The following is a 15,913-nucleotide window of genomic DNA, read 5'->3' on the forward strand; positions in this document are numbered from 1 at the left end:
TCGAACCGAAAAGTCGGCCCGATCGACCGGGTCCAGGCGTCGTGTTTGCGGGAAGTCGGCGGCGGCCGCTGGGCAGCATTCGGGGGTCCCGACTACAATCAACAATCTCAGGCCTGCTGAGTCGCGGCGACCTCTTCGGCTTGTTCCGAGCCTGCTCCCGCGGCGGCGGCGACTCGCACATCTGTCAACGACCTACCACATCGGGGTTCCCATGAACTGCTCTTGGAATATCGCTCGCCAGCCCGCCGGGCGGCTGCTGTTGTTGGTTTGCGCGACTGGCTGGACGCTCGCAGCGTCGCGGGCCGGCGCTCAGGCCTCCACCGACGGGGCTACGACGGCGGAGACGCCGTCTTCAATCGCCAACGCCGGCGACGAACCGAACAACCCGCTGACGGTCGAGAATTTGGTCGGCAACGCCGTGTCGCTCTCGAACCAGAAGTACCCCGACGTCGAAAGCGCGATCAAGCGCTATCGCAACGGCGACGGCGAGGGCGCCTACGACTATCTCAAGATGGCCGTCGAGAAATCTCCCAAGCTGCCGCCGGCCGAGGTGATCCTCTCGAAGATGCATCTGCTGGCTCGCAACGGGGCTCTCGCCGCGCAGGCGCTCGAATTGGCCGCGATGCTCCATCCCGACGATCCCGAAGCGTACCTGTTGCTGGCGGATCAGGCGTTTGGCGCTGGTCGCACGGCCGAATCTGAGGCGTTGTTCGAGAAGGCCGAGACGTTGGTCGCCAAGTTCGACGCAAATGCAAAACGCAAACGCGACTTTGAAATCCGCGTGCTGGCCGGCAAGAGCGCCGTGCTCGAGCGTCGTCAGAAGTGGGACGCGGCCCTGGCGCTCTTGCAGAAGTGGAGCGAGATCGATCCCGACAGCGCCCCGGCCCGTCAGCGGTTGGGGGTCGTGCTGTTTCGGCTGGAGCGGGTCGCAGACGCCGTGAAGGAGTTCACCAAGGTCCGTGACTTGAACCCCGACGCGAATCACCCCTACGTCTTCTTGGGTCAGTTGTTCAACCAAACCGGCGACGCCAAGCAGGCCCGCGAGAACTTTGAGAAGGCCTACAAGGCTGAGTCCAACAACGCGAACACCGCGGCGTCGTACGCCGAGTGGCTCGTCACCCAGGACGATCTGGAAACCGCACAAAAAGTCGCCTCGGCCCTCCGCAAGGGGAACCCCGAGTCGGTCGGCGCTCTGCTGCTTGACGGCATTATCGCCAAGCTCCGCAAGCAGCCGAAGCAGGCTGAGGAAGCGTTCACCAAGGTGCTGACGATCGACCCCTCGAACGCGCGGGCGACGGACATGTTGGCCTTGGTGCTGATCGAGAGCGACAAAGCCTCGGATCGCGAGAAGGCCTTGCGCTACGCCGAGATGAACGCCCAGCGATTCCAGAACAACGCGCAGGCGAACATCACGCTGGCCTGGGTGCTGTATCAGCTTGATCGGGCGAACGAGGGGAATCAGGCCCTGCAACAGGGCGCCCAGGCCTCGGGGGGGCAGCTTAACGCCGACTCGGCGTATCTCGTGGCCCGGATCATGCTGAAGCAAAACCAAAAGGAGCAAGCTCTCACCACGCTCAAGCAACTGCTCGAGCAGGCCAACTCGGGGCCGTTCCTGTACCGTTCCGAGGCCCAGAAGCTGCTGAAGCAACTCGAAGGGAGCGCCGGCTGATCGCCGCCGGCAAGGGATCGCAAGGGCGCAAAAAAAGGTCGTGGCAAGCCGATCCGTCGTCTTGCCACGACCTCTATCCTGAAGCAAAACACGACAAGTGCTTCGCCCTCCCGTTATCGTTGTAGTAGGTGTATCGGCTGCACGGAGCGACGGCCTCCAGGCGATTTCGGGAATTCTGCCCGCCTGACAAGCGCGGGCGGGCTCTCTCGGCAGTGGCGGCGGGCTCAATAAAATCAGGCGGGTGGACTTCAACCGAAGTCCACCCGCCCATCAGCGCGACAGGGCCTCACTCCCCAGTTGGCCCTGCCGCAAGTGGTTTGTCAGCGACTGGGGTCGCTGCAGTCGCCGCAGCCTCTAAAATCCGTAGCCGGGCAACGTCGTCGGCAGGGGTTGAACCTGCGGGGCGGGCAGCGCGGGCAGCGATATGCCGGCCGGCATTCCCGGCGCCGGCGCCATCCCCCCGCCGCCTCCGAACGGGGCCAAACCAGGCATTTGTCCGCCGCCGGCCATCCCCATGAACGACGAGGCGAAGCTCGTCGCCGGCATTTGCCCCAGGACGATCCCTCCGGCGGGCTCCACGTTCGGCAATTCGCAAGCCGGGCAGTCCTGACATCCTTCTGTCCAGCGGGCCGTCAGGCAGCCATGCCCCTGGTCCCACGGGCCGGCGTGGTCGCAATCGCGGCCGCACCCGCCGTGGCGACATCCGTGTTTCAGGCAACCCTGGCCCTTCTGCAACTGCAATGGCGAGCAACCGCAGTGCGACTTGTACGCATGGTCTCGCCACCGGTACCGGCAGGCGCCGTAGGGCGAGCAGTATCCATCATAGAGCGGATGGATGTTCCGGCAGGCGGCCGAGGTCGTCCGCGAGCTCTTGCACGTGCTCCACAGGTCGTACCGGCACGAATCGCAGTGCCGCGGCACGAAGTAGTCCTGGTTCGCGTTCCAGACGCAACCCCCGTCGGCGGCGCTGGTCGCCCCGTAGGTCTGCAGGAAGAGCCGAGCGTGGCTGGCCGCGGGCGCGAGAGCCAGCGGCAGCACCGCGACGGCGATGGCAAGGCGTGGTTTCATGGACTGAGCGGGCGGGGAGCGCCGAAGCCGGCAGGGAGGGGAGTTTTCCGCTGCGTAAGCATGGAACGCAACCGCACGCCCGGCAACCTTATAGGCAAGACTTCCCCCGTCCCGAGAGTTTCCCGCTTCGCTACAATCGGCGTGTCCGGCGCGATCGGCCGCCGGCCCCGCCTGGGGCGTTCTCCGTCACTCCGTCCCCATAGGACTTTGGGCAGCATGGCAGGCATCCTCGCGGCCTCCCCTGCCCTGTTCCGCTGGTTTGCCGCACTTGCTGCCGCGGCGACCGCGCTGGCTTGTTGGAGCGCGCTGCGGCGGTTCAGGGGGACCACCTTCGCCGCCCCGGTCGTCTGGGGAGCGGTCGGAGCCGGGACCGTTGCGGCGGTCGAGACGCTTCTGGCTGCGGGTGCGCTCGCGGACCGGTCGCTTGCCGCGTCGGTCGCCCGCTACGTGGCGGCTGCAGGGACGTTCTGCGGCCCCATGGCCGTGCTAGGCGCCAAGCGTCCGCAAGACCGCGGGTGGCAGTGGATTGTCGCCGCGTTGTGGTTGGTTCTGGCGCTCCCGGCACTGCAGGGCATTGTCACCCGCGCCGGGGAACGCGTGGAACTGGGGGGGCTGTGGGCCGCGTTTCTGCTGGTGCTGGCCGTGTACAGCACGGCCCTCAACTACGGCCCGACGCGATTCGCCTTCCCCGCGACGCTGCTCCTGGCCGCCCAGGGAGCGCTGCTTGCTCCGGCGACGCGGCGGGGACAAGCCGTCCTCTGGAGCGACGACCAGTGGACGGCGTTGGGAGCCGGATTGCTGTTCGCCGCAATCGTCGCGGCCTTCCGCCGGGGCCGCGTCGTTGGTCCCGGCTTTGCGGCGTCCGACGGCAATCACGCCGATCCTGCACTGCGGTGGCTCGCCTTCCGCGACGCCTTCGGGTTGTCGTGGGGCTTGCGCATTCAGCACCGGGTGAACGAAACGGCGCGGCTGGCCCGTTGGCCGGTGAGGCTGAGCTGGCGCGGGTTCGTCGCGGCGGATCCGGATTCGCCGTCGGCAGTTTCGCCCGACGCGCCGGCGGTTGCGCCGCCGCCGGATGCGAACGAAACCCTCGACACGCTCCTCCGCCGATTTGAGCGGAGCCGACCGCCTGAGCAAAAGCGTCCCACGGTTTCCGGGTTGGCATGAATGCACGGGGTTGTCATCATTCGAGACCAGTCAAGCAGCGGGCGGCGAGTCAGCACAACGAGCGGGAGAGCGGTCAGATGATGGTCGAAGCAGGTTCCCTGGGAACGAATCTCAACGATCCCGTGACAAAGCACATGCGGACCGACTTCGCGCGGCTTCAAAGCAATCACACGGTGAAGCTGGCTCTAGCCGCGATCCGCGAGCGACCGCCGGAGGGGCGGATCATCTATTTCTACGTCGTCGACGAAGACAACCGCCTGCAAGGCGTCGTCCCCACTCGGCGATTGCTCCTCAACGCGGACGCCACTTCGATCAAGGAGATCATGGTCGCCAGCGTGATCGCGATCCCCGCGTCCGCAACCGTGCTCGAGGCTTGCGAGTTCTTCCTGCTGCACCGGTTGCTGGCGTTTCCCGTCGTCGACTCCGACCGGCGGCTCTTGGGGATCGTCGACGTCGAACTCTACACGAGCGAGCTCTCCGACCTGGATCGCCGCGAAGGCAACGACGATCTGTTCCAATTGATCGGCGTCCACGTCACCGAGTCGCAACAGGCGTCGTCGGTGGCGGCGTTTCAGAGCCGGTTTCCGTGGCTCTGGGCCAACATCGCGGGGGGGATCCTGGCCGCTTTCTTGTCGGGAGTCTTCAAGGCGGAGTTGCAACAGACGGTGGCCCTGGCCCTGTTCATCCCCGTCGTGCTGGCGTTGGCGGAAAGCGTCAGCATTCAATCCGTCAGCTTGTCGCTGCAATCGCTCCGCGGCCGGCGGCCGACCTGGCAGAGCATCGTCTCGATGCTGCGTCGGGAATCGATGACCGGCCTCATGCTGGGTGCGGCCAGCGCGCTGAGCGTCGGACTTGTCGCCACTGTCTGGTTGCGCGAGTGGAGGGTGACGCTTTGCCTGCTGGGCGGAATCGCCGGCGGGGTGACGTGCGCTGCGCTGATCGGCGTCGCCATGCCGAGCATCCTCCGCCGACTCAATCGCGAACCGCAAGTCGCGGCCGGGCCGATCGCGCTCGCTGCGACCGACATGGCCACGTTGCTGATTTACTTCACGCTCGCCCGCTGGGCGCTGAGTTGAGCGCGACGCGCGACTGCGCTACGCCGCGGGCAAATTGAACAGCCCGAACACTTCGTTGCGGCTCAGCCCGCGCTTGCCGCGTTCGTCAGGCCCGCCGAAGACGGCGTCGAACAGCTCGCGCTTTTCCTCGAGCACGCGATGGATCCGCTCCTCGATCGTGCCGACCGACAAGAATCGCGTCACGGTCACCGGCCCGGCGACGCCGATGCGATGGGCCCGATTGATCGCTTGATCCTCGACTGCCGGGTTCCACCACCGGTCGAACAGGAACACGTACTCGGCGAACTGCAGGTTCAGCCCCACGCTGCCCGCGCCGTAGCTCATCAACAGGACGTGTCGGTCGGGGTTCGTCTTGAACTCCTGAATCACCCCGTCCCGGCGGGCCGAGGGGACGCGGCCGTGAAACTCGAGCGGGTTGTATCGCTCCAAACGCTTGGCAAGCTCTCCGATCGTTTCGACCCATTGGCTGAACACGATCGCCTTGCGACCGCTGGCGGCGCACTCGTCGAGATCGGCGGCAAGCTGCTCGAACTTCGCGCTGGCGCCCGTCGCGGGGTCGAAATTGCAGATTTGCTTGAGTCGCAGCACAAGCTCGAACACGTGCTGGATCGTCAGTTCGGTCCCCATCTCGGACAGACGCACGACGCCGTCCTCTTCGGCTCGGCGATAGCTCGCAAATTGCTCGTCGGTCAGCGGCAACTCGGCGTCGCGGATCATCTTGGGCGGCAAGTCGGCAAGCACCGCGTCTTTGGTGCGGCGCAGCACGTGGTCCTCGACGGCCGTGCGCACGTCGGCGGTTCGCATTTGCTGCCTCACGCGCCCCGGCGAAACGAATGCGAAGATCCCGGCCAGATCGTCGACGCTGTTTTCGATGGGGGTCCCGGTGAGAGCCCAACTGCGGCGTCGCGGCAGGGAGCAGATCGCCTGGTTCGTGGCGCTGCCGGGGTTCTTGATCCGCTGCGCCTCGTCGATCAGCACCAAATCGAACGACTCTCCGGCGGCGGCGAGCTGCCGGTCGCGCACCGCCAGCTCGTAATTAACCACCAGCACCCCTTGCTCGGCGCGTCGCCAGAGCCACTCGCGCGCGGCTTGGTCCCCCTCGACGATCGTCACGGGCAGTTCCGGCGCCCAGTGGGCCAGTTCCCGGAGCCAGTTGGTCACCAGCGGTTTGGGCGACACGAGCAGCGCTCGGCGAAGTTGCCCCTGAAATGCGAGCGCGCGCATCGCGACTGCCGCTTGCATGGTCTTGCCCAGGCCCATCTCGTCGGCCAGCACGGCCTCGTCGCGCGGCAGCAGGTATGCGATCCCTTCCCACTGATAGGGAAACGGCGTCTGCGGCAAGGGGAGCGACGCCGAGGCGAGCAACTGTTCGAGCGGCGGTTGCAGCAGGTACTGCAGCCGGTCGGCGAACTTGACGATGTTGCGCGGCGGCGTAATCCGCGTGCTGCGCATCGGGAGGACCCGCACCGCGTGGGCGGAGTCGGGGCACGCGGAGTCGGTTTGCGCAGCGGGTCGTCGGCGTGCGAACCAGTCGATTTGCGGCCCGCACCCGGCTCCCGCTGCGAGGAACTTCCGGCCGGTGCAGCGGACCTCGAACCCGGGCAAGATCGCCCCGGCGACCTGCGGGATCGCGATGGTCTTGTCGTCGAACCGCCGCTGCGACGCGACCGTCAGCGGAAGCGCCGCCGCGTCGAGTGACGTTGTTGCGATGCGCAGCAGGGCGTCTTTCCACGGCGCGCAAGTCCGCGGAACGACGCTTGTCGCTTCGGGTTCATGCAGCGCGGGATTCGCCATGCAGTTCCGTCGTTTCCTGGGCCACGTCGTGGGCCTCGCGGAGCGCGGCGCGGATTCGCTCAAACGGTTCGGCGAGCGCCACATGTGCAGCCAACGGGGCCAGAACCGCCGGGACGCACGCCTCGGCCGTCGTTCCGGGGCGCTCGATCTTCGTGGAAATAGGCGGCAACTCGTTGGGACTTGCGGCTTGAGGCGTCGGCGCCAGAGGCGAGCAAGCCGCGACCCCCTCGGCCGCGACGACGAACACAGGTTCGCGGCGGATTGTTGCGACTTGGGCCATGTCGGGCAGATCAGTCAAAACCGCGACAACCGGCAAAGTCGCGTCGGCCAACAGCGTCCCCCCCAAGAGCTCGCCCAGCAGGTAAGGCCGCAGGGAAGCCCCGTACAGGATTTCCTGAGCCCGGCTGGGCCGTACGGGGGTCGTACAGCGGAATTCCAGCGGCCGGCCCTGCGGCGATAGCACCAGGTAACCCCCGTAGAATCCGCCCCCGGGCTGCTCGACCGCAGTCAGAAACCCGTAAGCGGTCAGGGGTTGAGTCGCGTCGGCGTCCATGCCTTCGGCGGCCTAAATCAGGCGTGTGCGGGACGAACAGGTGCGACGAAGCGACGCCGCGAAGCAAGTCCAAAATCGGGACACGGTCCTCCCGGACTTTAACCTCGCAGACTTCATGGAGGGCTTTGCCAACGACTAGAAAAAACCTCAAGTTCGATTAGACTGAACGAATCGATCGAGGTCGGAACGATGCCGTCTCGATCGATGCGAGCAGTGCTGGCGCGGAACCGCGTTTCCGAAGCCCGCCGGCCCGCCGAATCTTGCTGTCCGGCCCGCGCGAATTTGGCAACGGCTGCACGAGGCCGATCGAACTTGTCGAGAAAGGACACCGCCCCTCTATGTCGCATACTCATCAGCCTTCGCTGAGCATGTATTCCCAAGTCGACGTCACGGCCGCTCCGACCAACCCGCAGTTGTTGGTGCACGCAGCGGGCGAGCAGACCGAGTTGCTACGCGAGATGCTGACGGCTCAGGATCGCACGAACGAGCTGTTGGAAGAGTTGGTGAGCGTGATGGCCGCGGCGCACAAACAGCGCTCGCAAGAACTGCACCAGTGGAAGAACGCCAACCCAGAGTTGGCCGCCTCGTGCCGCGACGCCGCCGAGGCTCTCAGCCGCGTGCAGGTCGATTACCTCGAACGGATCACTGAGGAAATCCAGGACTCGGCCGACGACATGGTCTGCGGCGAGTTTCTGATGAACGAGTTCGTCGACCGCTTCGGCCCGCGGTTGGCTCATCTCAACGGCATGATCCAAGTGCTCGCTCAGTTGAGCAGCGCCCAGGCGAACGCCAATTCCTAGAGCGGATTCGCCGGCGGGATTGAGTTCTCGTTCGACGCCCGACGCAGCAGTTCGGCGATTTCTTCTTGCTCGCCAGTTCGCCAGCGAGGCGGATCGGTAGGTTGCCCCACGTTGGCGATCCTGCTCTGCTGCGCCGGCGTGTTGTTGCCGCGAGCTTCCTGCGGTATCGTCACCAGACGGGCCCCGTCTGCTGCTGCGCCCAGGTACGCACGTTCCTCCGCGATTCTCACTTGCCATGTATCCTCCTCCGCATACCCCTCCGACCGATGACGCTCTCGCCGCGGCCCGGGAGGCCCTCGACGCCCAGACTGTCGAGATGATGGCTTGGCACTTCAACGATTCGACCGGCTGTCCGTTTTGGCTCGAAAAGAAGCGGGAGCTGAAGTTCGACCCGCTGACCGAGGTCAAGTGCTACGACGATCTCAAGAAGTTTCCTCCGTTCGAGGACGAGTGGCTCCGCGGCGGGCCGGTGCGGCGATGGGTTCCTCAGGGGCTGGCCCACAAACCGGTCTACGTGTTCGAGACCGGCGGCACGACCGGGGTCCCCAAGAGCCGGATCGCGATGGAGGACTTCCGCACCGACTACTCGAACTTCAGCGAGACGCTGCCCGACGAGTATTTCCCCCCAGGAGCGAACTGGCTCATGCTCGGCCCCAGCGGCCCGCGGCGACTGCGGCTGGCGGTCGAGCATCTCGCTCAACATCGAGGCGGAATCTGTTTCTGCATCGACCTCGACCCCCGGTGGGTGATCAAGCTCATCAAGAACGGGTGGATGGAGCACCTTAACGCGTACAAGCTTCATTGCATCGAACAGGCGATCACCATCCTCGGCGCCGGGCACGACGTGAAGTGCATGTTCGGCACACCCAAGCTCATTGAGGCGCTGTGCCTGGAGTTGGAGAACCGCGGCACGAGCCTCGCCGAGACGGGCATCACCGGAATCTTTTCCGGCGGCACCGAGTTCACGCCCCAGTGGACCCGGTTTTGCGTCGAAGAACTCTTCGGCGGGCCCCCCGAGACGAGCGGCATTTACATGACCCCCACGTACGGCAACACGCTGATGGGGCTGGCCTGCAGCGAACCGGTCACCGCGGCCAACGGTTACAAGATCACTTACCACGCCCCGCAGCCGCGCGCCATGGTCGAGGTCGTCGATTTCGACGACAACGACCGCGTGGTCGACTACGGCCAAACGGGCCGCGTCAAGCTGACGACGCTCACCCACGAGTTCTTCGTACCCGGCTTCTTGGAGCGTGATGAAGGCGAACGTGAACCCCCGTACGCCCGCTACCCCTGGGACGGCGTGAGCGGCGTGCGCCCCTTCCACAAACTGGCCGACGCGACGACGGTGGGGGTATACTGAAGGGGAACGTTGCCCGATGAAAGTCCGGGAAATCCTGCGTTTGCTCGCCGACGATGGCTGGAACCTCGTGCGTCAACGCGGCAGCCATCGGCAGTTTCAGCACAAGAGCAAGTCGGGAACGGTCACTGTTGCCGGCAAGCCGGGCGACGAATTGCACCCTAAAACCGCCGCGTCCATTCTGAAGCAGGCCGGCCTGCGCAGTTGAAGATCCATGCGATTCCTGGTCATCATTCGCCGTACGAGCACTGGCTACAGCGTCGACGTGCCGGATTTGCCGGGGTGCGTCGCGACGGCGACCAACGTCGAACAAGCGCGGCAGATGATCGCCGAGGCGATCGAGATGCACCTCGAGCTCATGCGGCAGGCAGGGGAGGAGATTCCAACGCCGTCGTCCAGCCTGCAATTCGCCATCGATGCCGACGCGGCCGAGGAACTGTGCACATGGGTGGAGGTCGAAGTCGAAGTGCGCAGCGCGACCATTTAGCCCAATGCTGAGTCTGAGAGCAGGTTCTCATGGCTAGACTCGATCGCACAAGCCCCGCACCACGGCGAATACCTGTGTGGCGACCGCTGGCTGCGTGCTATGCGAGAATCTTCGCAGGCTTGGCGCTTACCGTGTTTGGCGGGCTGTACTCGGCGAATGGCCTTTGGGGTGCGAGTTGGCGAGCCGGCGTTTTACCAGCGGTATTCCTGGCGTTCACACATTGTTTGCCGCTCTGGTCATAGAATCGCAGTTTTGGCCTCAGGCTTCATCGCAACAGGCTAGAACGCAGAGTGACATGGTCCATTGCGTGCGGAGTGGGGATGGTCGTCGGATTTGCAATTGCCTGTTCGAGCATCGGGATTTGGCTGGGGGCTGAGCAATTCGATCGCGCAGGCCATCACTTTATCGCGCCGATTCTTGGCATCGCTTGTGTCCTCGTTGTCGCCAATGCGTGGCAATACCTAGCGATCTGGATGATTGCTCGCCGAAACAGCGAAGACAAATCAGATAGGATTTCAGAAGAGTCGGGCAAGAAGAATCCTACTACGTGAATATCGGATTCTCAGCGGTCATATCTGCGTTCATCCGCGTCCATCCGCGGTTCCTTTGATTCCTTTTACCGCGCTGATCCGCGGCTGCTCAAAAATGTCTATCGACTTAGCGACGCCCCGCCCGCGCACACTCGCCGAACTCCGCGACAGCGGTTGGCGCAGTCGCACGGTCAAGCAGGAACTGTACGACAACTTCCTCGCCAAGCTGCAGGCCGGCGAAGAGCTGTACCCGGGCATTATCGGCTACGACGACACGGTGCTGCCGGAGTTGAACATCGCCTTGCTTGCACAGCACGACATGCTGTTTCTCGGCGAGAAGGGCCAGGCGAAGAGCCGGCTCATGCGGCTGATCTCCACCTTTCTCGACGAGTGGACCCCCTACATCGACGACCCGAAGATCCCGGTTCACGACGACCCTTACCGGCCGATCACGCGACGCGGGCTAATGATCGTCGCGACGACCCCGCCGGCCGACGTGCCGATCGCGTGGTGGTCGCGCGAAGATCGGTATGCTGAGCGGCTGGCCCCCGGCACCAAGTTTGCCGACGTCATCGGCGAAATCGATCCGGCCAAACTGGCCGCGGGGGTCAGCATGGGGGCGGAGGAGGCACTCCACTTCGGCCTCATCCCGCGAATGCACCGCGGCATCTTCGCGATGAACGAACTGCCGGAGTTGGACGAGTTGGTCCAGGTGGGGCTGTTCAACATTCTTGAAGAGCGCGACGTGCAGATCCGCGGCTACCCGATCAAGTTCGACATTGACGCGGTGATCCTCTTCAGCGCGAACCCGGCGACCTACAACCGCAGCGGCAAGGTTATCCCCCAACTCAAGGACCGGATCGGTTCGGTCATCCACACGCACTACCCGCGGGAACGCGAGATCGGGGTGCGGATTCTTGAGCAGGAAGTGGACGAGAAGGCGGAAAAGGCAAGAGGGACGGCGGAGAAGGAATCGTCGACGTCGGATGCACCCGATCCTCCCCCTTCCGCTTGTCCTCCGTCGTCATTGCCTGTCGTCGTCCCCTACTTCATGAAGGAACTGATCGAGGAGATCAGCCGTGCCGCTCGCCTCAGCAAGTTCATCGATCACGAGTCGGGAGTGAGCGCCCGGCTGTCGCTGGCCAATTACCGCACGATGATCGCCTCGGCTCGGCAACGGGCGGCCGTGCTCGGCGAGACCCCGGCCGTGCCGCGGATCAGCGACCTCGGGCACCTGTACGCCTCGTCGCTCGGCAAGCTGGAGCTTGATCTGATGGGGACGCATCAGATGAGCGAGCGGCAGGTCCTCGACGCGGTCGTGGCTGAGGCGATCGCCACCGTGTTCGCCGAGTACGTCGACAAGCACGGCTTGGCGGAGATCGCGCAGATCTTCAGCGAGGGAGTGAAGATCGAGGTCGGCGACATGCTGCCTTCGAGTCACTACGCCGAGCTCGTGCAGCGCGTCCCGCCGATTTGGGACAAGGCGTTCGAAGTCAATGCCAGTCAGGATCCGGCCGTTCGGGCCAGCTGCATCGAATTCGTGCTTGCCGGCCTCTACGCGACCGACCGCATCAGCCGCAGCCAGAAGCACGGGCGGATCGTCTACGACACTTGAGACTTGATTCTTGCGAGGCAAGAGTGCGAGCCGCAATGACAGAAGTCGAGCCTCGCGAGTCCTCGAGCGCGTCGCAGGTTACGGAAGTCGCTTGAGTTTCTCGACGACGTCCCTCGGCGCCCAAAACGCCGTGCCGTGCCGTACGCCGGCGGGCATTTGCAGCTTGTCCGACTCGTCGGACCATTGCTCAAGGTCCGGCGACGTGACGACCCCGTACTTGTGTTCAGTATACTTGTCGAAGTAGACGAACCACTTGTCGCCGATGCGAACTGCGGTCGGGCCCTCCGCCCAGTATTTGCCGGTGATTGGCGGACTTGCCTTGCCGTAGGGACCCGCGGCCTTGTCGGCCCAGGCGACACGCAAGTTCTTTTCCGCCGGTCGCGGCCGGTCGGTCTCGTCCTTGAGGATCATGGCGTACCGATCTCCGAACTGGACGAGCGTCGAGTCGATCACGTTGAAGCCGGGTTCGTAGAACGACTCGGTCGGTGCGAACGCCTCGAAGTCGGCCGTGCTGGTGCAGTAAATTCGGTGGTCCCAACCAGGATCGTTCTGGTCGCGTTTGATCTGGCCGTCCGTCTCGGGGTATTTGCCGGGGATCGTGGTGGCCCAGAAGACGAGGAATCGCCTCGTGGCGGGGTCGTAGAACACCTCCGGCGCCCAGCAGTTGCGGGCCGTCGGTTCGTGTTCCATGACGGGCAGGAATCGCTGGGGCGACCAATTCAGCAGGTCGTCGGACGAGGCGTAACCGATTCCCCGTTCGTTCCAACTGACGGTCCACACCATGTGAAATCGCCCGTCGGGCCCGCGGACGATGCAGGGGTCGCGCATCAGTTTGTCCCCGCCCGCCGTCGGGGTCAGCAGCGATCGCCCCCCCGCGATCGGCTCCCACTGGTAGCCGTCCGAACTGTGCAGAAAGTGGAGCCCGTCCTCGCCGTTGCCCACGAAATAGGAGAACAACAACTCGCCATCGGCGTTCAGCGTCGAATGGTCTGCGGTCGCCCTGCCGACGCAAGCGATTGTCGCAAACAACGCGGCACAGTGACAAACCGTCAATCGGCAGAACATAGGTCGAAGTCTTTCATATAGGTCGTGGAGAGCGGCAAAGCGTGCAAGACACCGATTGTACACGCTTGCCCGGGCCGCGCCACGAGCCCGATATCCCCCGCTCGCCCTCGATTCCCCGCAGCGCGGACGTGATCAAGTCCCGCTGGTTGCAACGAGGTAATCGGCGAGTTCCTGTTCGCGACGCTCGTCGCTCCAGCCGAGTTCCGCTTGCATCCAGCCGGCTGCCCGGCGGGCGACCTCGTGATGATCGGGGTGGTAGTACCGCCAACTCGTGCGGCGGATCATAACGTCGTCCAAGCGGACCGCCCACTCGCGCCGGCAGCAATCCGCGACGACCTCTTGCTCGACGGGGGGCGGCAGGATCCCGCTTGCGAGCGGCGGCGCGCCGTCTCCCGCGAGCGGCAACTCCGCCGTGCGACACTTGCCCTGCCCATCGCCAAGATATCGCGACACGTCGTCGAGCGTCTCCTGGGCCATCAGGCGGTACGTCGTCAGCTTGCCGCCGGTCACGTCCCACCAGCCCGGATGATTCATCGCGACCTCGTGCCGCCGCGAGATGTCCGACGGGTTCCCTCGTCGATCGGCCACGAGCGGGCGCAATCCCGCCCAGGTCGAGATGACGTCGCCGGCGCCGAGCCCGACCGCGGGAAACGACTCGTTGACGACGTCGAGCACGTACTGCATGTCCGAGTCGTCGCACGTCGGGGCGTCGAGCGGTCCCGAATAGTCGGTGTCGGTCGTCCCGAGTATCACACGTTCGCCCCAGGGAATCGCGAACAGAATCCGCTCTCCCTCGGCCATGACGACGGCGTCGGCGATCGGCAGCCGACTGCGATCAACGACCAAGTGGACTCCCTTGGTCAGCCGCAGCTCGGTGAGCGAGTTCGGCAGGCGATCGGACCAGGGGCCCGTCGCGTTGACGACGCACCGCGCCGCGACGTCGAAGGTCGCCTCGCTTCGCAGGCAGCGAAGTCGGCACCGCCAAACGCCGGACTCGAACTCCGCATTGTCGAACCGGGCGTAGTTGGCGACCAGTGCACCGCCGGCTCGTGCCGAACGGAGCGTGTCGATCGTCAGCCGGGCGTCGTTGGTCAGCGCGTCGTAGTACCGCACCGAACCGGTGAGGCCGGCGGGCGACAACCCCGGGGCCAGCTCGCAAGTCCGCCGTGAATCAAGCACGCGGCTGCGGCCCAGGTTTCGCCCTCCGCAGAGCAGGTCGTAGAGCTTGACGCCCAGTCCCAGCTTCCAGCGCGGCCAACCCGAGCGGCGCCGCGTGGGAAAGACGAACGCCAACGGCTCGGCCAAGTGAGGCGCGATCCGGTGGAGCACCTTCTTCTCACGGCTGGCTTCGCGGACCAATCCGATGCGACCCTGGGCGAGATAGCGAATCCCGCCGTGCAGCAGCCGGCTCGAGCGCCCGCTCGTGCCGAACGCGAAGTCGCGCTGCTCAACGAGCGCCACGCGCAAGCCTCGGAGCGCCGCGTCGCGGGCAACCCCCGCGCCGACAATTCCCCCGCCGACAACCAGCAGGTCCCAGAGCCCGGCTTGCAGAGCCTCGGCCGGTTTCGCAATGTCGACGGCGGAAGCCTCGGGCATGTCGCGCCGGCTGAGATGAGCGCCAAGCAAGGAGCGGATTGAATGCGCCGCTGCGAGCGTCGCTTGCTCCTCGCGAAATGTTCACAATTGCGAGTATATTGGGACGGCGTTTTCAAGGTCAAGCTGCTCGGCAGCCGCAACCGTCCGCTTGCGTTCTCCGCGGAGAGATCATGATGCATTTCGTCTCTGCCGGAATCCTCGTTCGCGCCGCGTTGTGCGTCGCACTCTCGTCAACACTGTTCGTCCGCTGCGTCGCCTCGGCCAGCGCTCAACTGATCGTGGCCCACCGCGGGGCCTCGGGCGAGGCGCCGGAGAACACCGGCGCGGCGTTCAAGTTGGCTTGGCGGCAGGGGGCCGACGCGATCGAAGGGGACTTCTATTTAAGCCGCGACGGCGAGATCGTGTGCATGCACGACCGCACGACCGAACGCACAGCAGGGGTCAACCTGACGGTCGCTGAAGCGACTCTCGCCGAGTTGCAGCAGCTCGACGTCGGCGCCTGGAAGTCCCCGCGCTTCGCTGGCGAGAAGATCCTCACGTTGACGCAGGTGCTCGAGCTCGTGCCGACTGACAAGAAGATTTTCATCGAAATCAAGTGCGGTCCGGAGATCGTCCCGGCGCTGGAGCGGACGTTGAGCCGGCTCGACGTGCCGCCCGAGCAGGCGGTCGTCATTTCGTTTCAGGACGACGTGATCGCGGCCGTCAAGAAGCGGCTGCCGAAGTACCAGGCGTACTGGCTTGTCGGGTTCAAGCAGAACGAACAAACCGGCGCGTGGGGTCCCGGCGTCGATCGCGTCGTAGCCACGGCCAGTCGGATCGGCGCCGACGGCGTCGACCTGCAGGCGACCCCCGAGATGCTCGACGCCCCGTTCGTCGCCCGCTGCCGCGATGCGGGACTTAGCGTGCATACGTGGACAGTCGACGATCCGGCCCGCGCGCGGCAACTTCAGGCGCTGGGGGTCGACTCGATCACCACGAACCTGCCGGCCAAACTGCGCCGGGCGCTCGAGCTGGAAACGGTCTCAACTGAAACGTCGCTCTCGGTCGGAACCCCGACCCGCTGAAAAGCTCGCGGCTGAGAAAGCCGAGTAGAGTCGTCACGGTCAGGTGCGCGTGACCGGTTAGATCGTGCG

General features: G+C 65.1%; 15 protein-coding genes. 10 read left to right on the plus strand and 5 right to left on the minus strand.

Annotation, left to right across the window (positions count from 1 at the left end):
• The first annotated feature begins 211 nt into the window (after positions 1-211).
• Positions 212-1,669, plus strand: coding sequence for a tetratricopeptide repeat protein (locus KF688_03425; protein ID MBX3424711.1), 1,458 nt, complete (start codon positions 212-214; stop codon positions 1,667-1,669).
• A gap of 354 nt (positions 1,670-2,023) precedes the next feature.
• Here the strand turns inward: KF688_03425 and KF688_03430 are convergent, their stop codons facing one another.
• Complete coding sequence (locus KF688_03430) at positions 2,024-2,737, minus strand: hypothetical protein (protein MBX3424712.1); 714 nt, start codon at positions 2,735-2,737, stop codon at positions 2,024-2,026.
• Between the two features lie 216 nt (positions 2,738-2,953).
• On the opposite strand from KF688_03430, the gene KF688_03435 reads away from it, so the two are divergent.
• Positions 2,954-3,904, plus strand: a complete 951-nt coding sequence (locus KF688_03435; GenBank protein MBX3424713.1) for a hypothetical protein — start codon at positions 2,954-2,956, stop codon at positions 3,902-3,904.
• Positions 3,905-3,981: 77 nt separating this feature from the next.
• A complete protein-coding gene (locus KF688_03440) occupies positions 3,982-4,980 on the plus strand; it encodes a magnesium transporter (protein ID MBX3424714.1) in 999 nt (332 codons plus the stop codon).
• A gap of 18 nt (positions 4,981-4,998) precedes the next feature.
• Here the strand turns inward: KF688_03440 and KF688_03445 are convergent, their stop codons facing one another.
• On the minus strand, positions 4,999-6,858 hold the full coding sequence (locus KF688_03445; protein MBX3424715.1) for a DEAD/DEAH box helicase: 1,860 nt from the start codon (positions 6,856-6,858) through the stop codon (positions 4,999-5,001).
• Entirely contained in the window at positions 6,752-7,327 is a 576-nt protein-coding gene (locus KF688_03450; protein ID MBX3424716.1) for a hypothetical protein, read from the minus strand. The genes KF688_03445 and KF688_03450 overlap by 107 nt, the downstream gene beginning before the upstream one ends.
• Before the next feature lie 338 nt (positions 7,328-7,665).
• Here KF688_03450 and KF688_03455 point away from each other — a divergent pair, with 338 nt between their 5' ends.
• The 6 genes from KF688_03455 (at position 7,666) to KF688_03480 (ending at position 12,119) form a co-directional block, all read left to right on the plus strand.
• Positions 7,666-8,127, plus strand: coding sequence for a hypothetical protein (locus tag KF688_03455; GenBank protein ID MBX3424717.1), 462 nt, complete (start codon positions 7,666-7,668; stop codon positions 8,125-8,127).
• A 235-nt stretch (positions 8,128-8,362) separates the two neighbouring features.
• Positions 8,363-9,490 (plus strand): hypothetical protein, encoded by a 1,128-nt coding sequence (locus KF688_03460; GenBank protein ID MBX3424718.1) that lies wholly within the window; start codon positions 8,363-8,365, stop codon positions 9,488-9,490.
• Between the two features lie 16 nt (positions 9,491-9,506).
• The gene (locus KF688_03465) at positions 9,507-9,695 is read left to right on the plus strand and encodes a type II toxin-antitoxin system HicA family toxin (protein ID MBX3424719.1); all 189 of its coding nucleotides are present in this window, start codon (positions 9,507-9,509) and stop codon (positions 9,693-9,695) included.
• Between the two features lie 6 nt (positions 9,696-9,701).
• Positions 9,702-9,974, plus strand: a complete 273-nt coding sequence (locus KF688_03470) for a type II toxin-antitoxin system HicB family antitoxin (protein MBX3424720.1) — start codon at positions 9,702-9,704, stop codon at positions 9,972-9,974.
• A 320-nt stretch (positions 9,975-10,294) separates the two neighbouring features.
• Positions 10,295-10,525 carry a hypothetical protein gene (locus tag KF688_03475; protein MBX3424721.1) on the plus strand — a complete coding sequence of 77 codons (231 nt, stop codon included), beginning with the start codon at positions 10,295-10,297 and terminating at the stop codon, positions 10,523-10,525.
• A gap of 94 nt (positions 10,526-10,619) precedes the next feature.
• Positions 10,620-12,119: a magnesium chelatase gene (locus KF688_03480; protein ID MBX3424722.1), complete on the plus strand. Its 1,500-nt coding sequence runs from the start codon at positions 10,620-10,622 to the stop codon at positions 12,117-12,119.
• A gap of 78 nt (positions 12,120-12,197) precedes the next feature.
• Here KF688_03480 and KF688_03485 read toward each other — a convergent pair whose 3' ends face one another.
• Positions 12,198-13,184, minus strand: coding sequence for a glycoside hydrolase family 43 protein (locus tag KF688_03485; GenBank protein ID MBX3424723.1), 987 nt, complete (start codon positions 13,182-13,184; stop codon positions 12,198-12,200).
• 132 nt (positions 13,185-13,316) lie between these two features.
• On the minus strand, positions 13,317-14,780 hold the full coding sequence (locus KF688_03490; GenBank protein ID MBX3424724.1) for a glycerol-3-phosphate dehydrogenase/oxidase: 1,464 nt from the start codon (positions 14,778-14,780) through the stop codon (positions 13,317-13,319).
• 173 nt (positions 14,781-14,953) lie between these two features.
• On the opposite strand from KF688_03490, the gene KF688_03495 reads away from it, so the two are divergent.
• Positions 14,954-15,844 carry a glycerophosphodiester phosphodiesterase gene (locus KF688_03495; protein MBX3424725.1) on the plus strand — a complete coding sequence of 297 codons (891 nt, stop codon included), beginning with the start codon at positions 14,954-14,956 and terminating at the stop codon, positions 15,842-15,844.
• Positions 15,845-15,913: the final 69 nt, after the last annotated feature.

Source organism: Pirellulales bacterium, from assembly GCA_019636345.1.
Taxonomy (GTDB): domain Bacteria; phylum Planctomycetota; class Planctomycetia; order Pirellulales; family Lacipirellulaceae.

Bases quoted from the DNA above. Each gene is read 5' to 3' on its own strand.
- KF688_03445 (MBX3424715.1), bottom strand. From the start codon at position 6,858: ATGTGGCGCTCGCCGAACCGTTTGAGCGAATCCGCGCCGCGCTCCGCG.
- KF688_03480 (MBX3424722.1), top strand. From the start codon at position 10,620: ATGTCTATCGACTTAGCGACGCCCCGCCCGCGCACACTCGCCGAACTC.
- KF688_03430 (MBX3424712.1), bottom strand. From the start codon at position 2,737: ATGAAACCACGCCTTGCCATCGCCGTCGCGGTGCTGCCGCTGGCTCTC.
- KF688_03475 (MBX3424721.1), top strand. From the start codon at position 10,295: ATGGTCGTCGGATTTGCAATTGCCTGTTCGAGCATCGGGATTTGGCTG.
- KF688_03490 (MBX3424724.1), bottom strand. From the start codon at position 14,780: ATGCCCGAGGCTTCCGCCGTCGACATTGCGAAACCGGCCGAGGCTCTG.
- KF688_03495 (MBX3424725.1), top strand. From the start codon at position 14,954: ATGCATTTCGTCTCTGCCGGAATCCTCGTTCGCGCCGCGTTGTGCGTC.
- KF688_03465 (MBX3424719.1), top strand. From the start codon at position 9,507: ATGAAAGTCCGGGAAATCCTGCGTTTGCTCGCCGACGATGGCTGGAAC.
- KF688_03470 (MBX3424720.1), top strand. From the start codon at position 9,702: ATGCGATTCCTGGTCATCATTCGCCGTACGAGCACTGGCTACAGCGTC.
- KF688_03450 (MBX3424716.1), bottom strand. From the start codon at position 7,327: ATGGACGCCGACGCGACTCAACCCCTGACCGCTTACGGGTTTCTGACT.
- KF688_03435 (MBX3424713.1), top strand. From the start codon at position 2,954: ATGGCAGGCATCCTCGCGGCCTCCCCTGCCCTGTTCCGCTGGTTTGCC.
- KF688_03440 (MBX3424714.1), top strand. From the start codon at position 3,982: ATGATGGTCGAAGCAGGTTCCCTGGGAACGAATCTCAACGATCCCGTG.
- KF688_03460 (MBX3424718.1), top strand. From the start codon at position 8,363: ATGTATCCTCCTCCGCATACCCCTCCGACCGATGACGCTCTCGCCGCG.
- KF688_03455 (MBX3424717.1), top strand. From the start codon at position 7,666: ATGTCGCATACTCATCAGCCTTCGCTGAGCATGTATTCCCAAGTCGAC.
- KF688_03425 (MBX3424711.1), top strand. From the start codon at position 212: ATGAACTGCTCTTGGAATATCGCTCGCCAGCCCGCCGGGCGGCTGCTG.
- KF688_03485 (MBX3424723.1), bottom strand. From the start codon at position 13,184: ATGTTCTGCCGATTGACGGTTTGTCACTGTGCCGCGTTGTTTGCGACA.